Origin of the sequence: Cellulophaga baltica, from assembly GCF_900102165.1 — a bacterium.
Classification (GTDB): Bacteria; Bacteroidota; Bacteroidia; order Flavobacteriales; family Flavobacteriaceae; genus Cellulophaga; species Cellulophaga baltica.
Window position 1 is genome coordinate 147,040 of record NZ_FNBD01000005.1, and the last position, 18,342, is coordinate 165,381.

The window sequence follows — 18,342 nt, forward strand, 5'->3', positions numbered from 1 at the left end:
TAAGTTCTCATAACTAGTTACGACTCAAACCCAACAACCAATCAAAGCATATGGAAAACATTGTCATTATTGGAAATGGAATAGCAGGTGTTACAGCCGCTAGACACATTCGAAAATTATCTGATAAAAAAATTACAATCATCTCTGCAGAAAGTGAATATTTCTTCTCTAGAACGGCCTTAATGTATGTGTACATGGGGCACATGAAGTTTGAACATACACAGCCGTATGAGAATTGGTTTTGGAAAAAGAATAGAATTGAGTTACTAAATGCTTTTGTAGAAAGAGTAGATCACGAAAATAAAAGCTTGAAATTAAAAAGTGGAACATCTGTTTCTTATGATAAGTTAATTATAGCTACAGGGTCTAAACCTAATAAATTTGGTTGGCCAGGTCAAGACCTAAAAGGCGTCCAAGGGTTATACTCTAAACAAGATTTAGAACAGCTTGAAAAAAATGCTCCAAACCAAGAAGTGTGCAAGAGAGCCGTAATTGTTGGTGGCGGACTTATAGGTATAGAGATGGCAGAAATGCTTCGCAGCAGAAAAATTCCTGTTACTTTTTTAGTGCGAGAAAATAGTTTTTGGAATGGCGTTTTGCCGAAAGGAGAATCACAACTAATTAATGAGCATATTTTAGATCACCATATAGATTTACGCTTGGAGACTAATTTAGAAGAAATTATTTCTGATGAAAACGGTCATGCAAAAGCAATTAGAACAGATAAAGGAGATATTATAGAATGCTCTGTTGTTGGACTAACAGCAGGAGTTTCCCCTAATATTGATTTCCTTAAAGACTCTGGTATTGAACTAGGAAGAGGAGTAAAAGTAAATAGACTTTTAGAAACCAATATAAAAGATATCTACGCTATTGGAGATTGTGCGGAACAGCATGAAGGTATTGGCAACAGAAGACCTATTGAAGCTGTTTGGTATACAGGAAGAATGATGGGAGAAACCCTTGCCCAAACATTATGTGGCAACCCTACGGAATACAAACCTGGACACTGGTTTAATTCTGCTAAATTTTTAGATATTGAATACCAAACATATGGTTGGGTATTTAGCGAACGAAGCAAACAAGACCATGAAGAACATTTTCATTGGCGCCATGCAAAAGAAAATATCTGCCTAACGATTGCCATACATAAAGATACTAGACAATTCTTAGGAATAAACACCTTTGGTATAAGAATGCGGCACGAAATTTTTGACCGCTGGCTCACAGAAAATAAGAATATAGAATTTGTCATTGAGCATTTAAAAGATGCCAATTTTGATCCAGAATTCTTCAAAGCTTACGAGCAAGAAATTGTAAGCCAATTTAATAGCACTTACAACACAAACATCAGTGTCAAGAAAAAGAGTTGGAAAAGAATTTTTAGTAAAGCTTAATCTTAATAAGGTAAAAAATATAACATGAAAATAATACAAAAAATTGGCCTTATTATCTTTTTGACGGGCTTAGCTGTCTTCACCGCTGTTCCATTATTAGGAACCTTTAAATTAGATCAGAATTCATTTGATAGCATTGTTGCTGAAAAAAATATAAAAAGCGAAGTATTCATAGCGGATATAAATCAAAACGTTGTAGGCAAGGAGTTTTCTGGAATGCAAGGATTATCACCTCTTGTAGCAAATGCTTTAGACAACGCTAATGAAACCCATGTAAAAAATAAAGAATACGATAAAAAAATATACACCAGCTCTAGTGACATGGCTACCCTTATTGGTAAAAAGTCAGGAACTGGTTTTATTGCTAACAATAAAGGTATCATGTGGTTCTTAACTTTTGGCTTAGCCATTATTGGAGCGTTAATGTACATTTTACCTAATGCTATTTTACTAGGTAAAAAAGGTATTAAAAATGATGGAGTTTACCATGAAAGTGCCACCAATAAGGGGTGGATAGCATGGATGGTCTTTATTTTCTTAGTTTCTTTTTACCTTGTCCTTTATTTTGCATCAGAATACGCTGTAAACTGGACCTTCATAGTAGATCCTATAAGTGAAAGTTTAAGCGGTAATCCTGCCGGACACTGGTTTGTTTACGGGTTTATGTATTGTGTTGTAATGACGGTAATGGCTGCAAGAATGTATATTAAATACCGCCATAATGTGTATCAAATGGTGCGCACTACATCGGTATTATTCTTTCAAATTGTATTTGCATTTCTTATCCCTGAAATAATGGTGCGTTTACAAATGCCGTACTATGATTTTAAAAATGCTTTCCCTTTAGATTATGATTTCTTTTTTCAATGGAATTTAAAATCACTCTTAAACAGTGGTGGTATTGGTCTTTTTATTTTAGTTTGGGGTATTGTATTAACCTTGATTTTTGTTCCTGTCATGGTTTATTTCTTTGGCAAAAGATGGTATTGCTCTTGGGTATGTGGTTGCGGTGGTCTTGCAGAGACCTTAGGAGACCCTTACAGACAACACTCTAGCAAATCTTTATTCTCATGGAAAGTAGAACGTTGGTTAATTCATGGGGTATTATTATTTGCATTAGTCATGACAGCCTTAACCTTATATAGCTTTTTTGCAGAAACAGGAACCGTATTAGGAATTAAAACCTCTAGCATTCAAAATTTATATAGCTTATTAATTGGTTCTATTTTCGCTGGAGTTATTGGAACAGGATTTTATCCGATTTTCGGAAATAGAGTTTGGTGTAGATTCGGTTGTCCATTAGCTGCTTACCTAGGCTTTGTACAACGTTTCAAATCACGCTTTAGAATTACTACAAATGGCGGACAGTGTATTTCTTGTGGTAACTGTTCTACGTATTGCGAGCAAGGTATTGATGTTAGAGCGTATGCTCAAAAAGGAGAAAACATTGTACGTTCTAGTTGTGTTGGTTGTGGCGTATGTTCTGCTGTATGCCCTAGAGGAGTTCTAAAATTAGAAAACGGACCGGAAGAAGGAAGAATTAATTCTACAGAAGTACTTTTAGGAAATGATGTTGATTTAATGGAGTTAGTGAACAAAAAATAATCAATCATGTATTTAAAAGCTTTTTTCTATGTTTGCGCCTTTGTTTTGCTAAATACCAATGCTTTTGCGAAAACATATTCTAAAAATTATTACAAAAACGGAATATTGAAATCTGAAGGTTGGGTAGAAAACGGAAAGAAAAACGGCTATTGGAAATTTTATTATGAAAATGGTCGTCTCTCTGAACAAGGACATTACAAAGAAAATAGCAAAACAGATTACTGGGTTTATTTCACTAAAAATGGACAATTAAAACAAGAAGGAAACTACAGATACGGTCAAAAATATAAGTGGTGGTTGTTTTATGATAGCAACGGACATATTAATCATAAATGCCAACTTAGTGAAGGAGTCAAAGATGGGTATTGTTTAAAATACACCAACCAGAAATTAACTTCGGCAGAAAAGTATAGAAATGGAGAAAAAATTAAAGAGTGGTTTAGCTTTTCTAGTTTTAGAAGCGAGAATAAACTTTCTGACCTAAGATAATGAAAGAAATTATAGTAATTATTCCCGCATATAATGAGGCAGATTCCATTGCCCACGTTATAAAAGAAATTCCCGGAAATGTCTCTGAAATTATTGTGGTCAATAATAATTCTACGGATAGCACAGCTGAAAATGCTGAAGCCGCTGGCGCTACAGTACTTACAGAAACCAGAAAAGGATATGGTTATGCTTGCCTAGCAGGACTGGATTATATCGCCAAAACATCTAAAAACCCCTATATCATCGTATTTGTTGATGGTGACTATTCTGATTACCCGGAAGAACTCACTAAAATAGTTGCCCCTATACTTCATGATGATATTGATATGGTTATTGGAGCTAGAGATGAGGCGTTACGAGAAGATGGTTCTATGACACCCCAGCAAATATTTGGAAATTGGTTAGCAACCTTTCTAATGAAACTGTTTTTCAATGCAAGATTTACAGACTTAGGCCCGTTTAGAGCTATCAAATATGATAAATTACTGGCCTTGAACATGGAGGATGAAACTTATGGCTGGACTGTAGAGATGCAATTGAAGGTTTTAAAGAAGAAATTTACATATACCGAAGTACCAGTACGTTATAAAAAAAGAATTGGCATATCAAAAGTGTCAGGTACCGTAAAAGGTAGTATATTTGCAGGCATAAAAATCCTAAGTTGGATTTTTAAATACAGTATAAAATAAGATGGCATTAACAATTTCCTACATTATCATCGCAATCTATAGTATTGCTCTTGTTTTAATTTTCTTTTATAGTTTGGCGCAATTGAACCTGTTGTTCAACTACTTAAGTTATAAGAAAAAAAATGAAACAGCCCCCAAGTACAACCTATTAGACCCCAAAGAAATTCCGTTTGTAACCATTCAGCTTCCTGTTTATAATGAGGAGTATGTAATGGATCGTTTATTAGAAAATATTGCAAAATTAGAGTACCCATCAAGTAAATTAGAGATTCAAGTTCTTGATGATTCTACAGATGAGTCTGTAGAAAAGACTGCTGAACATATTAAAAAATTACAAGAGACTGGCTTAGACATTCAACACATAAGACGTGAGAATAGAAGTGGTTTTAAAGCAGGTGCTCTTAAAGAAGGATTAACAATTGCAAAAGGTGAATTTATTGCAATTTTTGACGCAGATTTCTTGCCATCAGCAGATTGGCTAAAAAAGACCATTATCTATTTTAAGGATCAAGAAATAGGAGTAGTGCAAACCCGTTGGGGCCACATTAACAGAGACTATTCTACCTTAACTAGAATACAAGCTTTTGCATTGGATGCTCACTTTACATTAGAACAAGTAGGAAGAAATGCAAAAGGACACTTTATCAATTTTAATGGTACTGCTGGTATATGGCGTAAAGAATGTATTCTTGATGCTGGTAACTGGGAAGGCGATACCTTAACTGAAGATTTAGATCTAAGCTACAGAGCTCAATTAAAGAACTGGAAGTTTAAATATCTTGAAGATGTTGAAACTCCTGCAGAATTACCTGTTGTTATTAGCGCCGCACGTTCGCAACAATTTAGATGGAACAAGGGTGGTGCAGAGAATTTCAGAAAGACAGTTACGAGTGTCGTTTCTTCTAAAAACATCCCTTTTAAAACTAAATTTCACGGGGTAATGCATTTACTTAATAGTTCTATGTTCCTATGCGTATTCATAGTAGCCCTATTAAGTATTCCCATGCTTTATATCAAAAACAGCTATGGCCATTTAGGTTGGATTTTTGAAGTTACAAGTTTCTTTATCGTAAGTACTATTATCTTATTTGTCTGTTATTGGTTTACCTACAAAAGTATACAAGGCAGTAGTTTTGATAATTTCATTGACTATATAAAACTATTTTTCACCTTCTTCTCTATAGCATTAGGTTTCTCTTTACACAATTCTATTGCTGTATTAGAAGGCCATATGGGTAAAAGAAGTGAATTTGTTAGAACGCCTAAGTTTAACTTAGACAATATTAAGAACAGTTGGAAAGGAAATAAGTATTTAGCTACCAAACTATCTCCAAACATGATTATAGAAGCGGCATTAATGGTCTACTTCCTATTTGGAATGTATAGTGCTATTCCATTGAATGATTTTGGATTGTTCCCTTTTCACTTTATGTTATTTTTAGGATTCGGATTCGTATTCTTTAAATCACTCACGGCAAGAGCATAAGAATGAAATCATATTGGAAGCTTCATAAAGTTCCAATGGTAATGATGCTTTTAAGTTGCATCTTATATTACATATTCGCATTTCATTTTGAAAGAACCGAATTTACAAAACTAGTAGTCCTTTTTATAGGGCTACTAGTTTTGTGTTTTAAAATAGTACAGTTTGAAAAACTAAACCTAAAATTTATTCTCGTTACAGGAATAATTTTTAGAATTATATTCTTAGTAACAATTCCCAACCTATCACAAGACTTTTATCGATTTATATGGGATGGTGAATTGGTGAGTAACTTTATTAACCCCTATCTAAACATTCCTAATGATCTTATTCTAGATCCCAATCTAGTAATAGACAACGCCAAGGAACTCCTTACGGGGATGGGAGAGTTAAGTCCTAAGTTTCACAGTAATTACCCACCCCTAAATCAGCTTATATTCGCAGTTGCAGCACTACTCGGTGGTAAAAGTATTTTAGGCGCTGTAATAGTTATGCGTATCCTTATAATCCTTGCAGATATAGGAATTGTCTATTTCGGGAGAAAACTATTGCGCAAGCTGAACAAATCACCACATTTAATCTTCTGGTATTTCTTAAATCCGCTTGTAATCATGGAGCTTACAGGAAATCTCCATTTTGAAGGGGTTATGCTATTTTTCTTTGTGTGGTCTCTATACTTATTATCAATGAACAATTGGAAGCTTGCCGCTGTAGTTTACGCTTGCTCTATAAGTATCAAATTAGTTCCGCTTTTATTTTTACCTCTTTTTTTAACTCATTTTAAGTTTAAAAAAAGTGTTGCTTTTTACAGTATCGTGGGACTAAGTATCCTAACGTTACTCCTCCCCTTTTACGCCTCAGAATTCATTGCTAATTTTTCTAAGACAGTAGGCTTATGGTTTTCTAATTTTGAGTTTAATTCAAGCATTTATAATGTTGTTAAAACAATAGGCGTAAATTATTTTGATGCAAAACCTTGGGAATTGATCAAAACTTACGGAAAGCTAACGCCTATTATTACTATCTTAACAGTATTAGCCTTTACCTTTTTTAGAAAAAATGATAACCTGAGTACTTTAATAAGCAGTATGCTTTGGATACTTACGATATATTACTTCATATCACCAACAGTACACCCTTGGTACATTATCTTTTTAGTAGTACTTACTTGTTTCACCAACTATAGATACGCTTTAGTATGGTCTGCCACTGTAATTCTTAGTTATTGGGCTTATTCTGATCCTAATTATGTGGAGCATTTAGGAATTCTCACTATTGAATATCTGCTAGTATTTTCTTTTATGATTTACGAATTAAGTAAACAACGTAACAAATTGTAAAGTTTTTGTAAAAATTTAAACACTACTGTTGATAAGTCGATTTTATTTGTACTTTTGACTCATAATGAACAAAAACAATTACATATTCACTACAGACAGATCATTCGCATCTGCCCGTTCATTTACGCCTACACGTCGCCGCCCGTAAGGGTGCACTATAATTATGGAAATAGGTGAGTCCATTTCCGCTAAGTCTCAAAACAACATTTCATTAATATTTTTACTCTTAAATCCTAATTGGCAATGGAATTACTAATTGCTAACGAATCACATTTTAAGTATGCAGAAATTATCTGTGATACGATTGCAGAATCTGCAAAAACTCGTGGTACTGGTATTGCAAAACGCACTCCAGAATATATTCGTAAAAAACTTGAAAACGGTAACGCTGTTATAGCATTAGACGGAACCACATTTGCTGGCTTCTGCTATATTGAAATTTGGGGACATGAAAAATATGTCGCTAATTCTGGTCTTATCGTCCATCCAGACTATAGAGATAGAGGTTTAGCTAAGCAAATAAAGCAACGAATCTTTGAACTCTCGGGAGAAAAATTTCCTGATGCTAAAATTTTTGGTATTACTACCGGATTGGCTGTAATGAAAATTAATTACGAGTTAGGATATAAACCAACCACTTTCTCGGAGCTTACTGATGATCCGGAGTTTTGGAAAGGATGCCAAACCTGTAAAAATTTTGATATTCTTACACGTACAGAACGTAAAATGTGTCTATGTACTGCCATGCTTTATGACCCTAAAGCAATATCAAAAAAGAAAGCTGAAGAAGAGAAAGAAAAATTAAACACAAAAGCTTTTAAGCGATTAAAAAGTATAAAAGAATCCCTTTTCCTAAAAAAGAAATAAAATGAAAAAATTAGTTTTAGCCTATAGTGGCGGATTAGACACATCATACTGTGCGAAACATTTATCAAAAGACAAAGGATTTGAAGTTCATGCCGTGAGTGTAAATACCGGTGGTTTTTCAAAAGAAGAAATAAGTCAGATTGAAAAAAAATCTTTAGAATTAGGGGCTACTTCATACAAATCTATTGATGCCGTACAGACGTTTTATGATAAAGTAGTAAAGTATTTAATTTTTGGGAATGTCTTAAAAAACAACACCTACCCACTTTCTGTTAGTGCAGAGCGTATTGTACAAGCTATTGAAATAGTTAACTACGCCAAAAAGGTTGGAGCCAATTATATTGCTCACGGTAGTACTGGCGCAGGAAATGATCAAGTACGTTTTGATATGATCTTTCAGATTATCGCTCCAGAAATAGAAATCATCACCCCTATTAGAGATAATAAATTATCTAGAGAAACTGAAATTGCTTACCTGAAAGAAAACGGAATTGATTATCCTTGGGAAAAGGCTAAATACTCTATCAATAGAGGACTTTGGGGAACATCTGTGGGTGGAGAAGAAACACTAAGTTCTAATAAAGCATTACCGGACAGCGCATACCCTAGTCAACTTCAAGAAAAAGAGCCTGCAGATGTTACACTTACTTTTGAAAAAGGAGAATTAGTAGCTGTAAACGGGATCAAAAATACTCCTGTTGCGAATATAGAAAAACTAGAAGTTATGGCCTCTAAGTATGCTATTGGTAGAGATATCCACGTTGGTGATACCATCATTGGGACAAAAGGTAGAGTAGGTTTTGAAGCTGCTGCTGCTTTAATCATCATCAAAGCGCATCATTTATTAGAGAAACATACGCTTACAAAATGGCAACAATACCAAAAAGAACAACAAGGTAATTTCTATGGCATGTTGTTACATGAAGGTAATTACTTGGATGAAGTAATGCGAAATATTGAAGCTTTCTTAACAGATACTCAAAAAAATGTTTCTGGTGATGTTTTCCTAAGCTTATATCCGTTCCAATTTAGATTAAACGGAATTTCATCTCAGCATGATTTAATGACGGATGCTTTTGGAAGTTACGGTGAAGAAAACAAAGGATGGTCTGCTACAGATGCGAAAGGTTTTATAAAAATTCTTTCAAATCCTGGCAGAATATACAATCATGTAAACGGAGAAAAGTAAAAACGATGATCAAAGCAGGCATAATTGGTGGTTCTGGATATACGGGTGGAGAACTTATTCGTATACTTTTAAACCATCCTGAAGCAGAAATAGATTTTGTATACAGCACTACAAGAGCAGGCAAAGAGATTACCACAGCACATCCTGATTTATTAGGACTTACAGACCTAGCATTTACTGATACTGTAAATCTAAATGTAGCTGTTGTTTTCTTGTGCTTAGGTCATGGGAATTCTACAAGCTTCTTAAAAGAACATAGTTTTTCTTCAGATACTAAAATTATAGATTTAAGTAATGATTTCCGCTTACATGCAGATGCTGTATTAGACGGTAAGGAATTTATTTATGGTTTGCCTGAGACCAATAGAGAAAAAATAAAAACAGCTAACTACATTGCAAATCCGGGATGTTTTGCCACAGCCATTCAATTAGCATTATTACCATTGGCCAAAGCAAATCTATTAGGAGATGAAGTCCATATCAATGCCGTTACTGGAAGTACTGGCGCTGGTGTTAGCCCTTCTGGAACTACACATTTTAGCTGGAGAAATAATAATGTGTCTTGGTACAAGCCATTTACGCACCAACATTTGGGAGAAATAGGCGAAAGTTTAGCTTCTTTTGAAACCCCCGTGGGAGAGTTATTATTTTTACCCACCAGAGGAAACTTTCCTAGAGGCATACTCGCTACCGCGTATACCAAGTATAACGGTACTTTAGAGGAGGCAATTACCTTGTATAAAGATTTTTATAAAGAAGCCCTGTTTACACAAATCTCAGATCAAGAGATTCACTTAAAGCAAGTGGTAAACACCAATCAGTGTCATATTCATTTATACAAACACAACAATAGATTATTAATTACTTCTGCAATAGACAACTTATTAAAAGGGGCATCTGGGCAAGCAGTACAAAATATGAATCTAATGTTTGGCCTAGCAGAAAATAGCGGGCTAAATTTAAAAGCGGCAGCATTCTAGTACCCATCGGCGGTAAGCGTACACCGAAAAAGAAGATGGTCATTTTAGAAGTCATCAAAATAAATTTCCGCCTTAGCGGCAATGAAAATAAAATTTTTTACAAATGAAAATAGCAATTATAGGAGCAGGAAATTTAGGTCTAGCCATTGCCAAAGGAATTTTAAGTAGCAATGGAGCAACCACCATGTACCTTACCAAAAGAAAAACAGGTAGCATTGAAAAATTTGAGAAGTACGGCAATGTTACGGTAACCTCAGACAATAGGGAAGCTGTATTAAATTCTGATATTTTAATTTTTGCTGTTCAGCCCAATCAGTTTGTAAAAATCCTAGGCGAAATAAAAGATCTATTAACCGAAAAGCATGTGCTTATTTCTACGATTACCGGATTTAGTATTGCTCAAATAGAAGCGGTAGTTGGAGATGACCAAAACATCATTAGAAGCATGCCCAATACCGCCATTTCAGTAGGAAAATCTATGACTTGTATTTGCTCTAATGAAAAAGGACAAAAAAGGATTGAATTGGCTCTAGCTATTTTTAATAGAATGGGCCATTCGCTAGAAATTCCAGAAACTCAAATGCAGGCGGCAACTGTAATTTGTGCTAGCGGAATTGCCTTTTGGATGCGTATGATACGTGCTACTACTCAAGGAGCTATACAATTAGGTTTTGACGCTAAAGAAGCTCAAGAGCTAGCCATGCATACCTGTAATGGTGCGGCAGGCCTGTTAATTGAATCAGGAAGCCATCCAGAGGCGGAAATAGATAGAGTCACAACCCCTCAAGGTTGTACGATTCAAGGATTAAACGAAATGGAACATCAAGGATTAAGCTCTTCTTTAATACAAGGAATTGTAGCTTCATACGATAAAATTAGTCGTATTAAAGAAGAAAACAAATAGCCTAATTCGTGTAAAAATAAAACGTAAAAAATGAAACTATTTGATGTTTACCCTTTATATAATGTTACACCTGTTAGTGCTAAAGGGAGTATCGTTACTGATATAAACGGACAAGATTACTGGGATTTTTATGGAGGTCATGCTGTAATATCTATCGGACATGGACACCCACATTATATTAAAAGATTAGAAGATCAATTACATAAAATTGGATTTTACAGCAATGCAATCCAAAACCCATTACAAACAGAATTAGCAACTAAATTGGGAGCGCTTTCTGATTGTGAAGATTATAACTTATTTCTATGTAGCTCTGGGGCGGAAGCCAATGAAAACGCCTTAAAAATGGCGTCATTTATTACTGGAAAATCCAGAGTTATTGCATTTAACAACGGTTTTCACGGTAGAACTTCGGCTGCAGTAGCCGCTACAGATAATCAGAATATAAATGCCCCCATCAACAAACAACAAAAAGTAACTTTCTTACCATTCAATGCTTTTGATGCCTTTGAAAGCGAAATTGAAAAAGGAGATGTTTGTGCTGTAATTATAGAAGCAATACAAGGCGTGGGTGGATTAGATGAGCCATCAACCGAATTTTACCAGAAAATTGCTGAAAGTTGCAAGAAACATCATGTCATCCTAATTGCTGATGAAGTACAATCAGGATTTGGTAGAAGTGGTAAATTCTTTGGATTTCAACATCACAACATTCAACCAGATATTATTAGCATTGCAAAAGGTATGGGGAATGGTTTCCCTGTGGGCGGTGTTCTAATTCATGAAAGTATTGAGGCTAAATACGGCATGTTAGGTACTACATTTGGTGGCAACCATTTAGCATGTGCGGCATCTCTCGCTGTTTTAGAAGTTATTGAAAAAGAAGACTTGATTGCCAATGCTGCAAAAATTGGAGCCTATTTTAAAGAGCGTGCTGCAGAAATCCCTCAAGTTAAAAAAATTAAAGGCCGTGGATTAATGCTTGGTTTGGAGTTCGATTTTGAGGTATCAGAATTACGCAAAAAACTTATTTATGATCAGCATATTTTTACCGGTGGAGCAAGTAATAAAAAACTGCTGCGTATTTTACCTGCGCTTAACATTTCAGAAAAAGAGATAGATATCTTCTTTGATGCTTTAAAAAAGGAATTATAGTGAGTTTACTATTAAGTATAGAACAACGGAATAAGGTTTTGAAAACCATGGCGGAATTTATAGCCCTGGAAAAAGAAGCTATTTTAGACGCTAATAAAAAAGACTTAGAGGCCTATACTGGTGATGATCTTGCTATGGGAGACCGCCTAAAAGTTGATGATGCTAAAATTGAAGGGATGATCTTATCCTTACAACAGTTAGCAGACCAAGAAGACCCCTTAGGTGTAGAACGTTTTGGTTTTACCCATGAAAACGGAATTAAAGTAAGTAATAAAACGGCTCCATTTGGTACTATTTGTATTATTTACGAATCCAGACCAGATGTTACCATTGAAGCTGCTGGTATTGCTTTTAAATCTGGAAATAAGATCTTATTGAAAGGCGGAAAAGAATCTTTACAAAGCAATTTGGCCTTAGTGGCGCTTTGGCACAAGGTTTTGGAACAAAATGAATGCGCAACAGACTGGGTTACTTATTTACAATTTAACCGAGAAGAAACCCAAGCTTTTTTACAGCACCCGACACAGAAGATTGATCTTATTGTACCGCGTGGAGGTGAAAAACTCATCGCTTTTGTCAAAAAACACGCCACCTGCCCTGTCATCATTAGTGGTAGAGGAAATAACTTTGCTTACGTGGCTACAGATGCCGATTTAGAGATGGCTGTTGATATCATTATCAATGCAAAAACAACAAAAATATCAGCCTGTAATGCTTTAGATAAAGTATTAATTGCTGCAGATATGCCTCGGAAATTTGAATTTCTACAACATCTTATTCAAGAATTAAAGAAACGTGATGTAGAGATATTAACCGATCAAACGCTTACTGATTTAGAAGGTTCTACCACTTTTGATACTGAAGCAATTTGGTATGAAGAATTTCTAGATTACAAAATTGTTATTGGGCAGGTTGCAGACGTAACGGATGCCATTCACAAAATTAACACTTATGGTGGCGGCCATTCTGCTGTAATTATCACCTCAAACGAAGAAAAGGCGCAATTATTTATGGAGTCTGTAGATTCAGCTGCGGTATATCATAATGCCTCCACACGGTTTACAGATGGTTTTCAATTTGGTTTAGGAGGAGAACTAGCCATTAGTACAGATAAATTACACCAAAGAGGGCCTATTGGCTTACAGCATTTGGTAACCAACAAATGGTATGTTTTGGGCAACGGACAAGTTAGAAGTTAACAGCAAATGAAAAAGATTCGCGTATTATTAAAAATAGGTTCTAATACTTTAACCAAAGAAACCAATCATATTTCTCGGGGTAAAATAGAAGATATTGGGCGTCAAATAGAACGTCTAAAAGATTCGCATGAATTTATTATCGTTAGCTCTGGGGCTATTGCTGCTGCACGTCAGTTTGTAAAGCTCGAACATAATGGCGAGGATATTAATGTAAAACAAGCACTAGCTTCTATTGGGCAACCGCATCTCATGCGTATTTTTCAGGAGAATTTTCGCGAATTAGGACTGTTTACTTCGCAGTGCCTCTTATCGTATGCAGACTTTGAACATCCTAAATCTAAATTGAATATTAAAAACACCATAGATGTTTTGGTAGCGAATAATTTTATCCCCATTATTAATGAAAATGATACCGTAGCTACCGATGAAATTCAATTTGGAGATAACGATAAACTAGCAGCGCTAACCGCTTCTTTATTGCAAGTAGATTTATTGATCATAGCCACCAATACTGATGGTATTTACACCAAAAAATCATTAACGGAAACTATGCCAGAAACAATTAAAGAGGTCATACATTTAAATGAATTAATCAATGAAGTAGGCGATCATAAGTCTACACACGGCACTGGTGGTATGCAATCTAAAATAGAAGCAGCAACTATTGCAAAAGCTGCTAACATTGAAACATGGATCATCAACGGACTAAAAGATAATTTTATCACGGATGCCATGAATGGCAAAAGTAATTTTACAAAAATAAAGTAAAGCCTTAAGGCTATAAAAAGTACAGTATCATGAAGCATTACACTAGCATTCAAGACATAGATTCACTCCCAAATTGGGTACAAGAAGCAAGAGCATTAAAGGCAGCCCCTAAAGCATTTAAAAATTTAGGCGCAGATAAAACCATTTGCCTATTGTTTTTTAATAATAGCCTTAGAACGCGCTTGAGCACTCAAAAAGCAGCTTCCAATTTAGGTTTAGAAGTCATGGTCATGAATTTTGGAAGTGAAGGATGGGCTTTAGAATATGGCGATGGCACTGTTATGGATCAAGGTACATCGGAACATATTAAAGAAGCTGCGCAGGTAGTATCACAATTTTGTGATATTGTTGCTATCCGTGCATTTGCTTCTTTAACTGATAAAGAAAAAGATGAAGCAGAGTTAGTCCTTAATGGCTTCAAAAAATATACGAGTATCCCTGTTGTAAATATGGAGAGCTCTGTTGGCCACCCCTTACAAGCTTTGGCAGATGCAATCACAATCAGTGAGCAAAATACAAAAGCGAAACCAAAAGTTGTGCTTTCATGGGCGCCACACCCTAAAGCTTTACCACATGCCGTAGCAAATTCTTTCACGGAAATGATGCTAAAACAAGAGGCCGATTTTGTAATTACACATCCAGAAGGTTATGAGTTAAATCCTGAAATTACAAAAGACGCTACTATAGAATACAATCAAGAAAAAGCATTAGAAAATGCAGATTTTGTTTATGTAAAAAATTGGAGCAGCTACAAGGACTACGGTAACGTAATTAATCAAGATAAAAATTGGATGATGACCAAAGCAAAACTAGGAAATGCAAAATTCATGCATTGCTTACCTGTACGTAGAAATGTCGTCGTAGAAGATGCTGTTTTAGATTCTGACCAAAGTATTGTCATAGAGCAGGCTAATAATAGAACCTATTCTGCTCAAATTGTACTGAAAAAAATTCTAGAAAACCTCAACTAATACTGGCAAGTAAGAGGAATAACAAACTTAAAGCGGAAAAATGAAGTCAAATTCACCCGAAAATATAAATCTTCCCCTTGATGAGAAAAAGAGGAGCTTATCAGTTGTAAAAATAGGCGGGAATGTAATTGAAAACACCAGTGAACTTGATAAGTTCTTAGTCCATTTTTCTAAAATAAAAGGTCCTAAAATTTTGGTTCATGGTGGTGGTAAATTAGCCACACAATTAGCGAGTAAACTAGGGGTTGAATCACAATTAGTTAACGGTAGGCGTATTACCGATGGCAAAAGTATTGATATAATTACCATGGTATATGGCGGTTTAACCAACAAAACTATCGTTGCCAAATTACAAGCAAAGAACTGTAATGCCATAGGACTTAGCGGTGCAGACGGGAATGCTATACAGGCGCACAAACGCCCCGTTAAAGAGATAGATTATGGTTTTGTAGGTGATATAGACGGTGTAAATACAGCATTCGTTGCCTCCTTATTACAAATTGGCTTAACACCTGTATTTTGTGCATTATCTCACGATGGTCAAGGACGGATTTTAAATACCAATGCAGATACGATAGCTTCTGAAATTGCGATAGGCATGGGAGATACCTTTGAGACTACACTGTATTATTGCTTCGAAAAAAAGGGAGTCCTTTTAGATATTAAAGATGAAAATTCTGTTGTAACACATATTAACAGTGAAAAATATAAAGAACTACTAGCGCAAGAAATTATTGCAGACGGTATGCTTCCAAAGCTAGAAAATTGCTATCATGCTTTACACCATAACGTACACAAAGTATGTTTGGGTGATATAGAAATGATACAAGAAGATGCACAATTGTTTACCACAATAATCTTATAATCATGAATCAAAAGCAACTAACAGAAAAAGCAATAGCTTTACTAAAACAGTTAATCAGCATTCAATCTTTCTCAAGTGAAGAAGATAAAACGGCCGATGCTATTCAAGTTTGGTTTACATCCTTTGACATTTCATTTACAAGAGATAACAATAATGTCTATGCGAAAAATAAACATTGGGACGACACAAAACCAACATTGCTTTTAAACTCGCACCATGATACTGTAAAGCCAAATCAGGCGTATACAAAAGATCCTTTTCACCCACATATTGAAGATGGTAAATTGTATGGATTAGGCAGTAATGATGCTGGAGGTTGCTTGGTTTCTTTATTAGCTACCTTTTCACATTTTTACGCTTCTGAAAATTTAAATCATAATATATTAATGGTCGCGTCTGCAGAAGAAGAAAGTGCGGGAATAAATAGCTTAAGAGGCCTTTTACCTTCACTACCTCCTATAGATGTTGCTATTGTAGGTGAGCCAACATTAATGAATTTAGCTATTGCAGAAAAAGGATTAGTGGTTTTTGATGCAGTAGTTAAAGGAACGCCTTCTCATGCGGCACACCCTAATACCGATAATGCTATTTACAATACAATTGAAGTACTAGAATGGTTTAAAAACTATAGCTTTGAAAAAACATCAGAAGCATTAGGAGAAGTGAAAATGACGGTCACCCAAATCAAAGCTGGGAGTCAACATAATGTAGTACCCTCACAAGTAGATTTAGTAGTAGATGTTCGTGTAAATGATTGTTATACCAATCTAGAAGTCGCTAACTTACTTAAAAAAGAAGCTCCGTGCACCTTACAAGAACGTGGTTTAAAATTAAACTCGTCTAAAATTGATAAAAATCATGCTTTGGTACAATCAGGAATTGCATTAGGAAGAGAAACCTATGGGTCTCCTACCCTTTCTGACCAAGCAGCTCTTACCTGCCAATCTTTAAAATTAGGTCCAGGTGATAGCACCCGCTCCCATTCGGCAGATGAATTTATTTATGTGAATGAAATAGAAGAAGGTATAGATTTGTATATTAAAATTTTAGAAGGATTTATTGAACAGAATTGAGTACTAAGTACAAATTATTAAGTTTCGCTTGATATTCACCTTTGTACTTAATACTAACTACTTAATACTTAATATTATGAAACTTTGGGATAAAGGATTTAGCACCGATAAGAAAATTGATCATTTTACCGTGGGTAATGATCGTGAATTAGATTTATTATTGGCTAAATATGATGTAATAGCATCTACAGCTCATGCCAAAATGTTAGGCAAAATTGGCTTACTAATAAAAGAAGAAACAGAGAGTCTTGTAAAAGAGCTCGCTACTATTGGTGAGAGTATTGAAAAAGGAGAATTTGTTATTGATGACTCTTTTGAAGATATGCACTCTAAAATAGAGTATATGCTTACTGAAAAGTTAGGTGATACTGGCAAAAAAATACATACAGCGCGTTCAAGAAATGATCAGGTTTTAGTAGCGATGCATTTGTATTTGAAGAATGAATTAGCAGAAATAAAATCTGAAACAAAAATCCTCTTTGACTTATTATTAAATCTAGCTGATAAATATAAGTCGGTTTTAATTCCTGGGTATACCCATTTACAAATTGCAATGCCCTCTTCTTTTGGCCTATGGTTTTCTGCCTATGCCGAAAGTTTAATAGATGATTTATATTTTATTGATGCTGCATATAAAATAGCAGACCAAAACCCTTTAGGTAGTGCTGCCGGTTACGGTAGTTCTTTTCCTGTTGACAGAACTTTTACAACACAAGAAATGGGTTTCGCTAATTTAAAATATAATGTTGTTGCCGCACAAATGGGACGTGGTAAAGTAGAAAAAGCTACTGCCTTTGGAATTAGTAGTGTTGCTGCTACCCTTTCTAAAATGGGAATGGATATTTGCCTTTATATGAGTCAGAACTTTAATTTTATTTCTTTCCCAGATGAGCTAACTACAGGTTCTAGTATTATGCCGCATAAGAAGAATCCTGATGTTTTTGAATTGGTGAGAGGTAAATGCAATAGACTTCAGGGAGTTCCTAATCAATTAGCTCTAATCTTAACCAATTTACCCAGTGGATATCACCGAGATTTACAATTGGTAAAAGAAGTGATTGTACCTGCTATTCAAGATTTAAGAGCGTGTATAGAAATCTTAACGTTCAGCTTAAAAGAAGTTAGAGTAAATGAAAACATTTTGGAAGACCCTAAATATGATTATCTATTTAGCGTAGACACTTTAAATGAATTGGTCTTAAGTGGCATTCCTTTTCGCGATGCGTACAAACAAATGGGTACTGAAATTCACGAAGGTAGGTTTACACCTAAACGTGATATAAAACATACTCATGAAGGCAGTTTAGGCAATTTATGTTTAAATGAAATTCGTAAAAAAATGAACGACATAAACTAACATTTCAACGG

17 protein-coding genes are annotated in these 18,342 nt (G+C 35.1%); all 17 read left to right on the forward strand.

Annotation, left to right across the window (positions count from 1 at the left end; all coding sequences use genetic code 11):
• The first annotated feature begins 50 nt into the window (after nt 1–50).
• The 17 genes from BLQ19_RS10255 (at nt 51) to argH (ending at nt 18,331) form a co-directional block, all read left to right on the forward strand.
• Entirely contained in the window at nt 51–1,397 is a 1,347-nt protein-coding gene (locus BLQ19_RS10255) for an NAD(P)/FAD-dependent oxidoreductase (RefSeq protein WP_074538296.1), read from the forward strand.
• A 24-nt stretch (nt 1,398–1,421) separates the two neighbouring features.
• Complete coding sequence (locus tag BLQ19_RS10260; RefSeq protein ID WP_025613785.1) at nt 1,422–3,002, forward strand: 4Fe-4S binding protein; 1,581 nt, start codon at nt 1,422–1,424, stop codon at nt 3,000–3,002.
• A 6-nt stretch (nt 3,003–3,008) separates the two neighbouring features.
• Nucleotides 3,009–3,491: a toxin-antitoxin system YwqK family antitoxin gene (locus BLQ19_RS10265; protein WP_024479023.1), complete on the forward strand. Its 483-nt coding sequence runs from the start codon at nt 3,009–3,011 to the stop codon at nt 3,489–3,491.
• Nucleotides 3,491–4,180 carry a glycosyltransferase family 2 protein gene (locus BLQ19_RS10270; RefSeq protein ID WP_024479024.1) on the forward strand — a complete coding sequence of 230 codons (690 nt, stop codon included), beginning with the start codon at nt 3,491–3,493 and terminating at the stop codon, nt 4,178–4,180. Before BLQ19_RS10265 ends, BLQ19_RS10270 begins: the two co-directional genes overlap by 1 nt.
• A 1-nt stretch (nt 4,181) precedes the next feature.
• A complete protein-coding gene (locus tag BLQ19_RS10275; RefSeq protein WP_024479025.1) occupies nt 4,182–5,666 on the forward strand; it encodes a cellulose synthase family protein in 1,485 nt (494 codons plus the stop codon).
• A 2-nt stretch (nt 5,667–5,668) separates the two neighbouring features.
• Nucleotides 5,669–7,003 carry an MptA/MptB family glycosyltransferase gene (locus BLQ19_RS10280; RefSeq protein WP_254788333.1) on the forward strand — a complete coding sequence of 445 codons (1,335 nt, stop codon included), beginning with the start codon at nt 5,669–5,671 and terminating at the stop codon, nt 7,001–7,003.
• A gap of 243 nt (nt 7,004–7,246) precedes the next feature.
• Complete coding sequence (locus BLQ19_RS10285) at nt 7,247–7,870, forward strand: GNAT family N-acetyltransferase (protein ID WP_024479027.1); 624 nt, start codon at nt 7,247–7,249, stop codon at nt 7,868–7,870.
• Between the two features lies 1 nt (nt 7,871).
• Nucleotides 7,872–9,059 (forward strand): argininosuccinate synthase, encoded by a 1,188-nt coding sequence (gene argG / locus BLQ19_RS10290; protein ID WP_074538297.1) that lies wholly within the window; start codon nt 7,872–7,874, stop codon nt 9,057–9,059.
• A 5-nt stretch (nt 9,060–9,064) separates the two neighbouring features.
• Nucleotides 9,065–10,039, forward strand: a complete 975-nt coding sequence (argC, locus tag BLQ19_RS10295; RefSeq protein WP_074538298.1) for an N-acetyl-gamma-glutamyl-phosphate reductase — start codon at nt 9,065–9,067, stop codon at nt 10,037–10,039.
• A 103-nt stretch (nt 10,040–10,142) separates the two neighbouring features.
• Entirely contained in the window at nt 10,143–10,943 is an 801-nt protein-coding gene (gene proC / locus BLQ19_RS10300; RefSeq protein ID WP_024479031.1) for a pyrroline-5-carboxylate reductase, read from the forward strand.
• Between the two features lie 30 nt (nt 10,944–10,973).
• A complete protein-coding gene (locus tag BLQ19_RS10305) occupies nt 10,974–12,098 on the forward strand; it encodes an aspartate aminotransferase family protein (protein ID WP_025613791.1) in 1,125 nt (374 codons plus the stop codon).
• Nucleotides 12,098–13,297: a glutamate-5-semialdehyde dehydrogenase gene (locus BLQ19_RS10310; protein ID WP_074538299.1), complete on the forward strand. Its 1,200-nt coding sequence runs from the start codon at nt 12,098–12,100 to the stop codon at nt 13,295–13,297. The genes BLQ19_RS10305 and BLQ19_RS10310 overlap by 1 nt, the downstream gene beginning before the upstream one ends.
• A gap of 6 nt (nt 13,298–13,303) precedes the next feature.
• Nucleotides 13,304–14,065: a glutamate 5-kinase gene (proB, locus tag BLQ19_RS10315; protein ID WP_074538300.1), complete on the forward strand. Its 762-nt coding sequence runs from the start codon at nt 13,304–13,306 to the stop codon at nt 14,063–14,065.
• A 29-nt stretch (nt 14,066–14,094) separates the two neighbouring features.
• Nucleotides 14,095–15,036 carry a Rossmann-fold NAD(P)-binding domain-containing protein gene (locus BLQ19_RS10320; protein WP_074538301.1) on the forward strand — a complete coding sequence of 314 codons (942 nt, stop codon included), beginning with the start codon at nt 14,095–14,097 and terminating at the stop codon, nt 15,034–15,036.
• 40 nt (nt 15,037–15,076) lie between these two features.
• Nucleotides 15,077–15,901 (forward strand): acetylglutamate kinase, encoded by an 825-nt coding sequence (gene argB, locus BLQ19_RS10325; RefSeq protein WP_074538302.1) that lies wholly within the window; start codon nt 15,077–15,079, stop codon nt 15,899–15,901.
• 2 nt (nt 15,902–15,903) lie between these two features.
• Entirely contained in the window at nt 15,904–16,974 is a 1,071-nt protein-coding gene (locus BLQ19_RS10330; protein WP_074538303.1) for a M20 family metallo-hydrolase, read from the forward strand.
• Nucleotides 16,975–17,050: 76 nt separating this feature from the next.
• A complete protein-coding gene (gene argH, locus BLQ19_RS10335; protein ID WP_074538304.1) occupies nt 17,051–18,331 on the forward strand; it encodes an argininosuccinate lyase in 1,281 nt (426 codons plus the stop codon).
• The last annotated feature ends 11 nt before the right edge of the window (nt 18,332–18,342 follow it).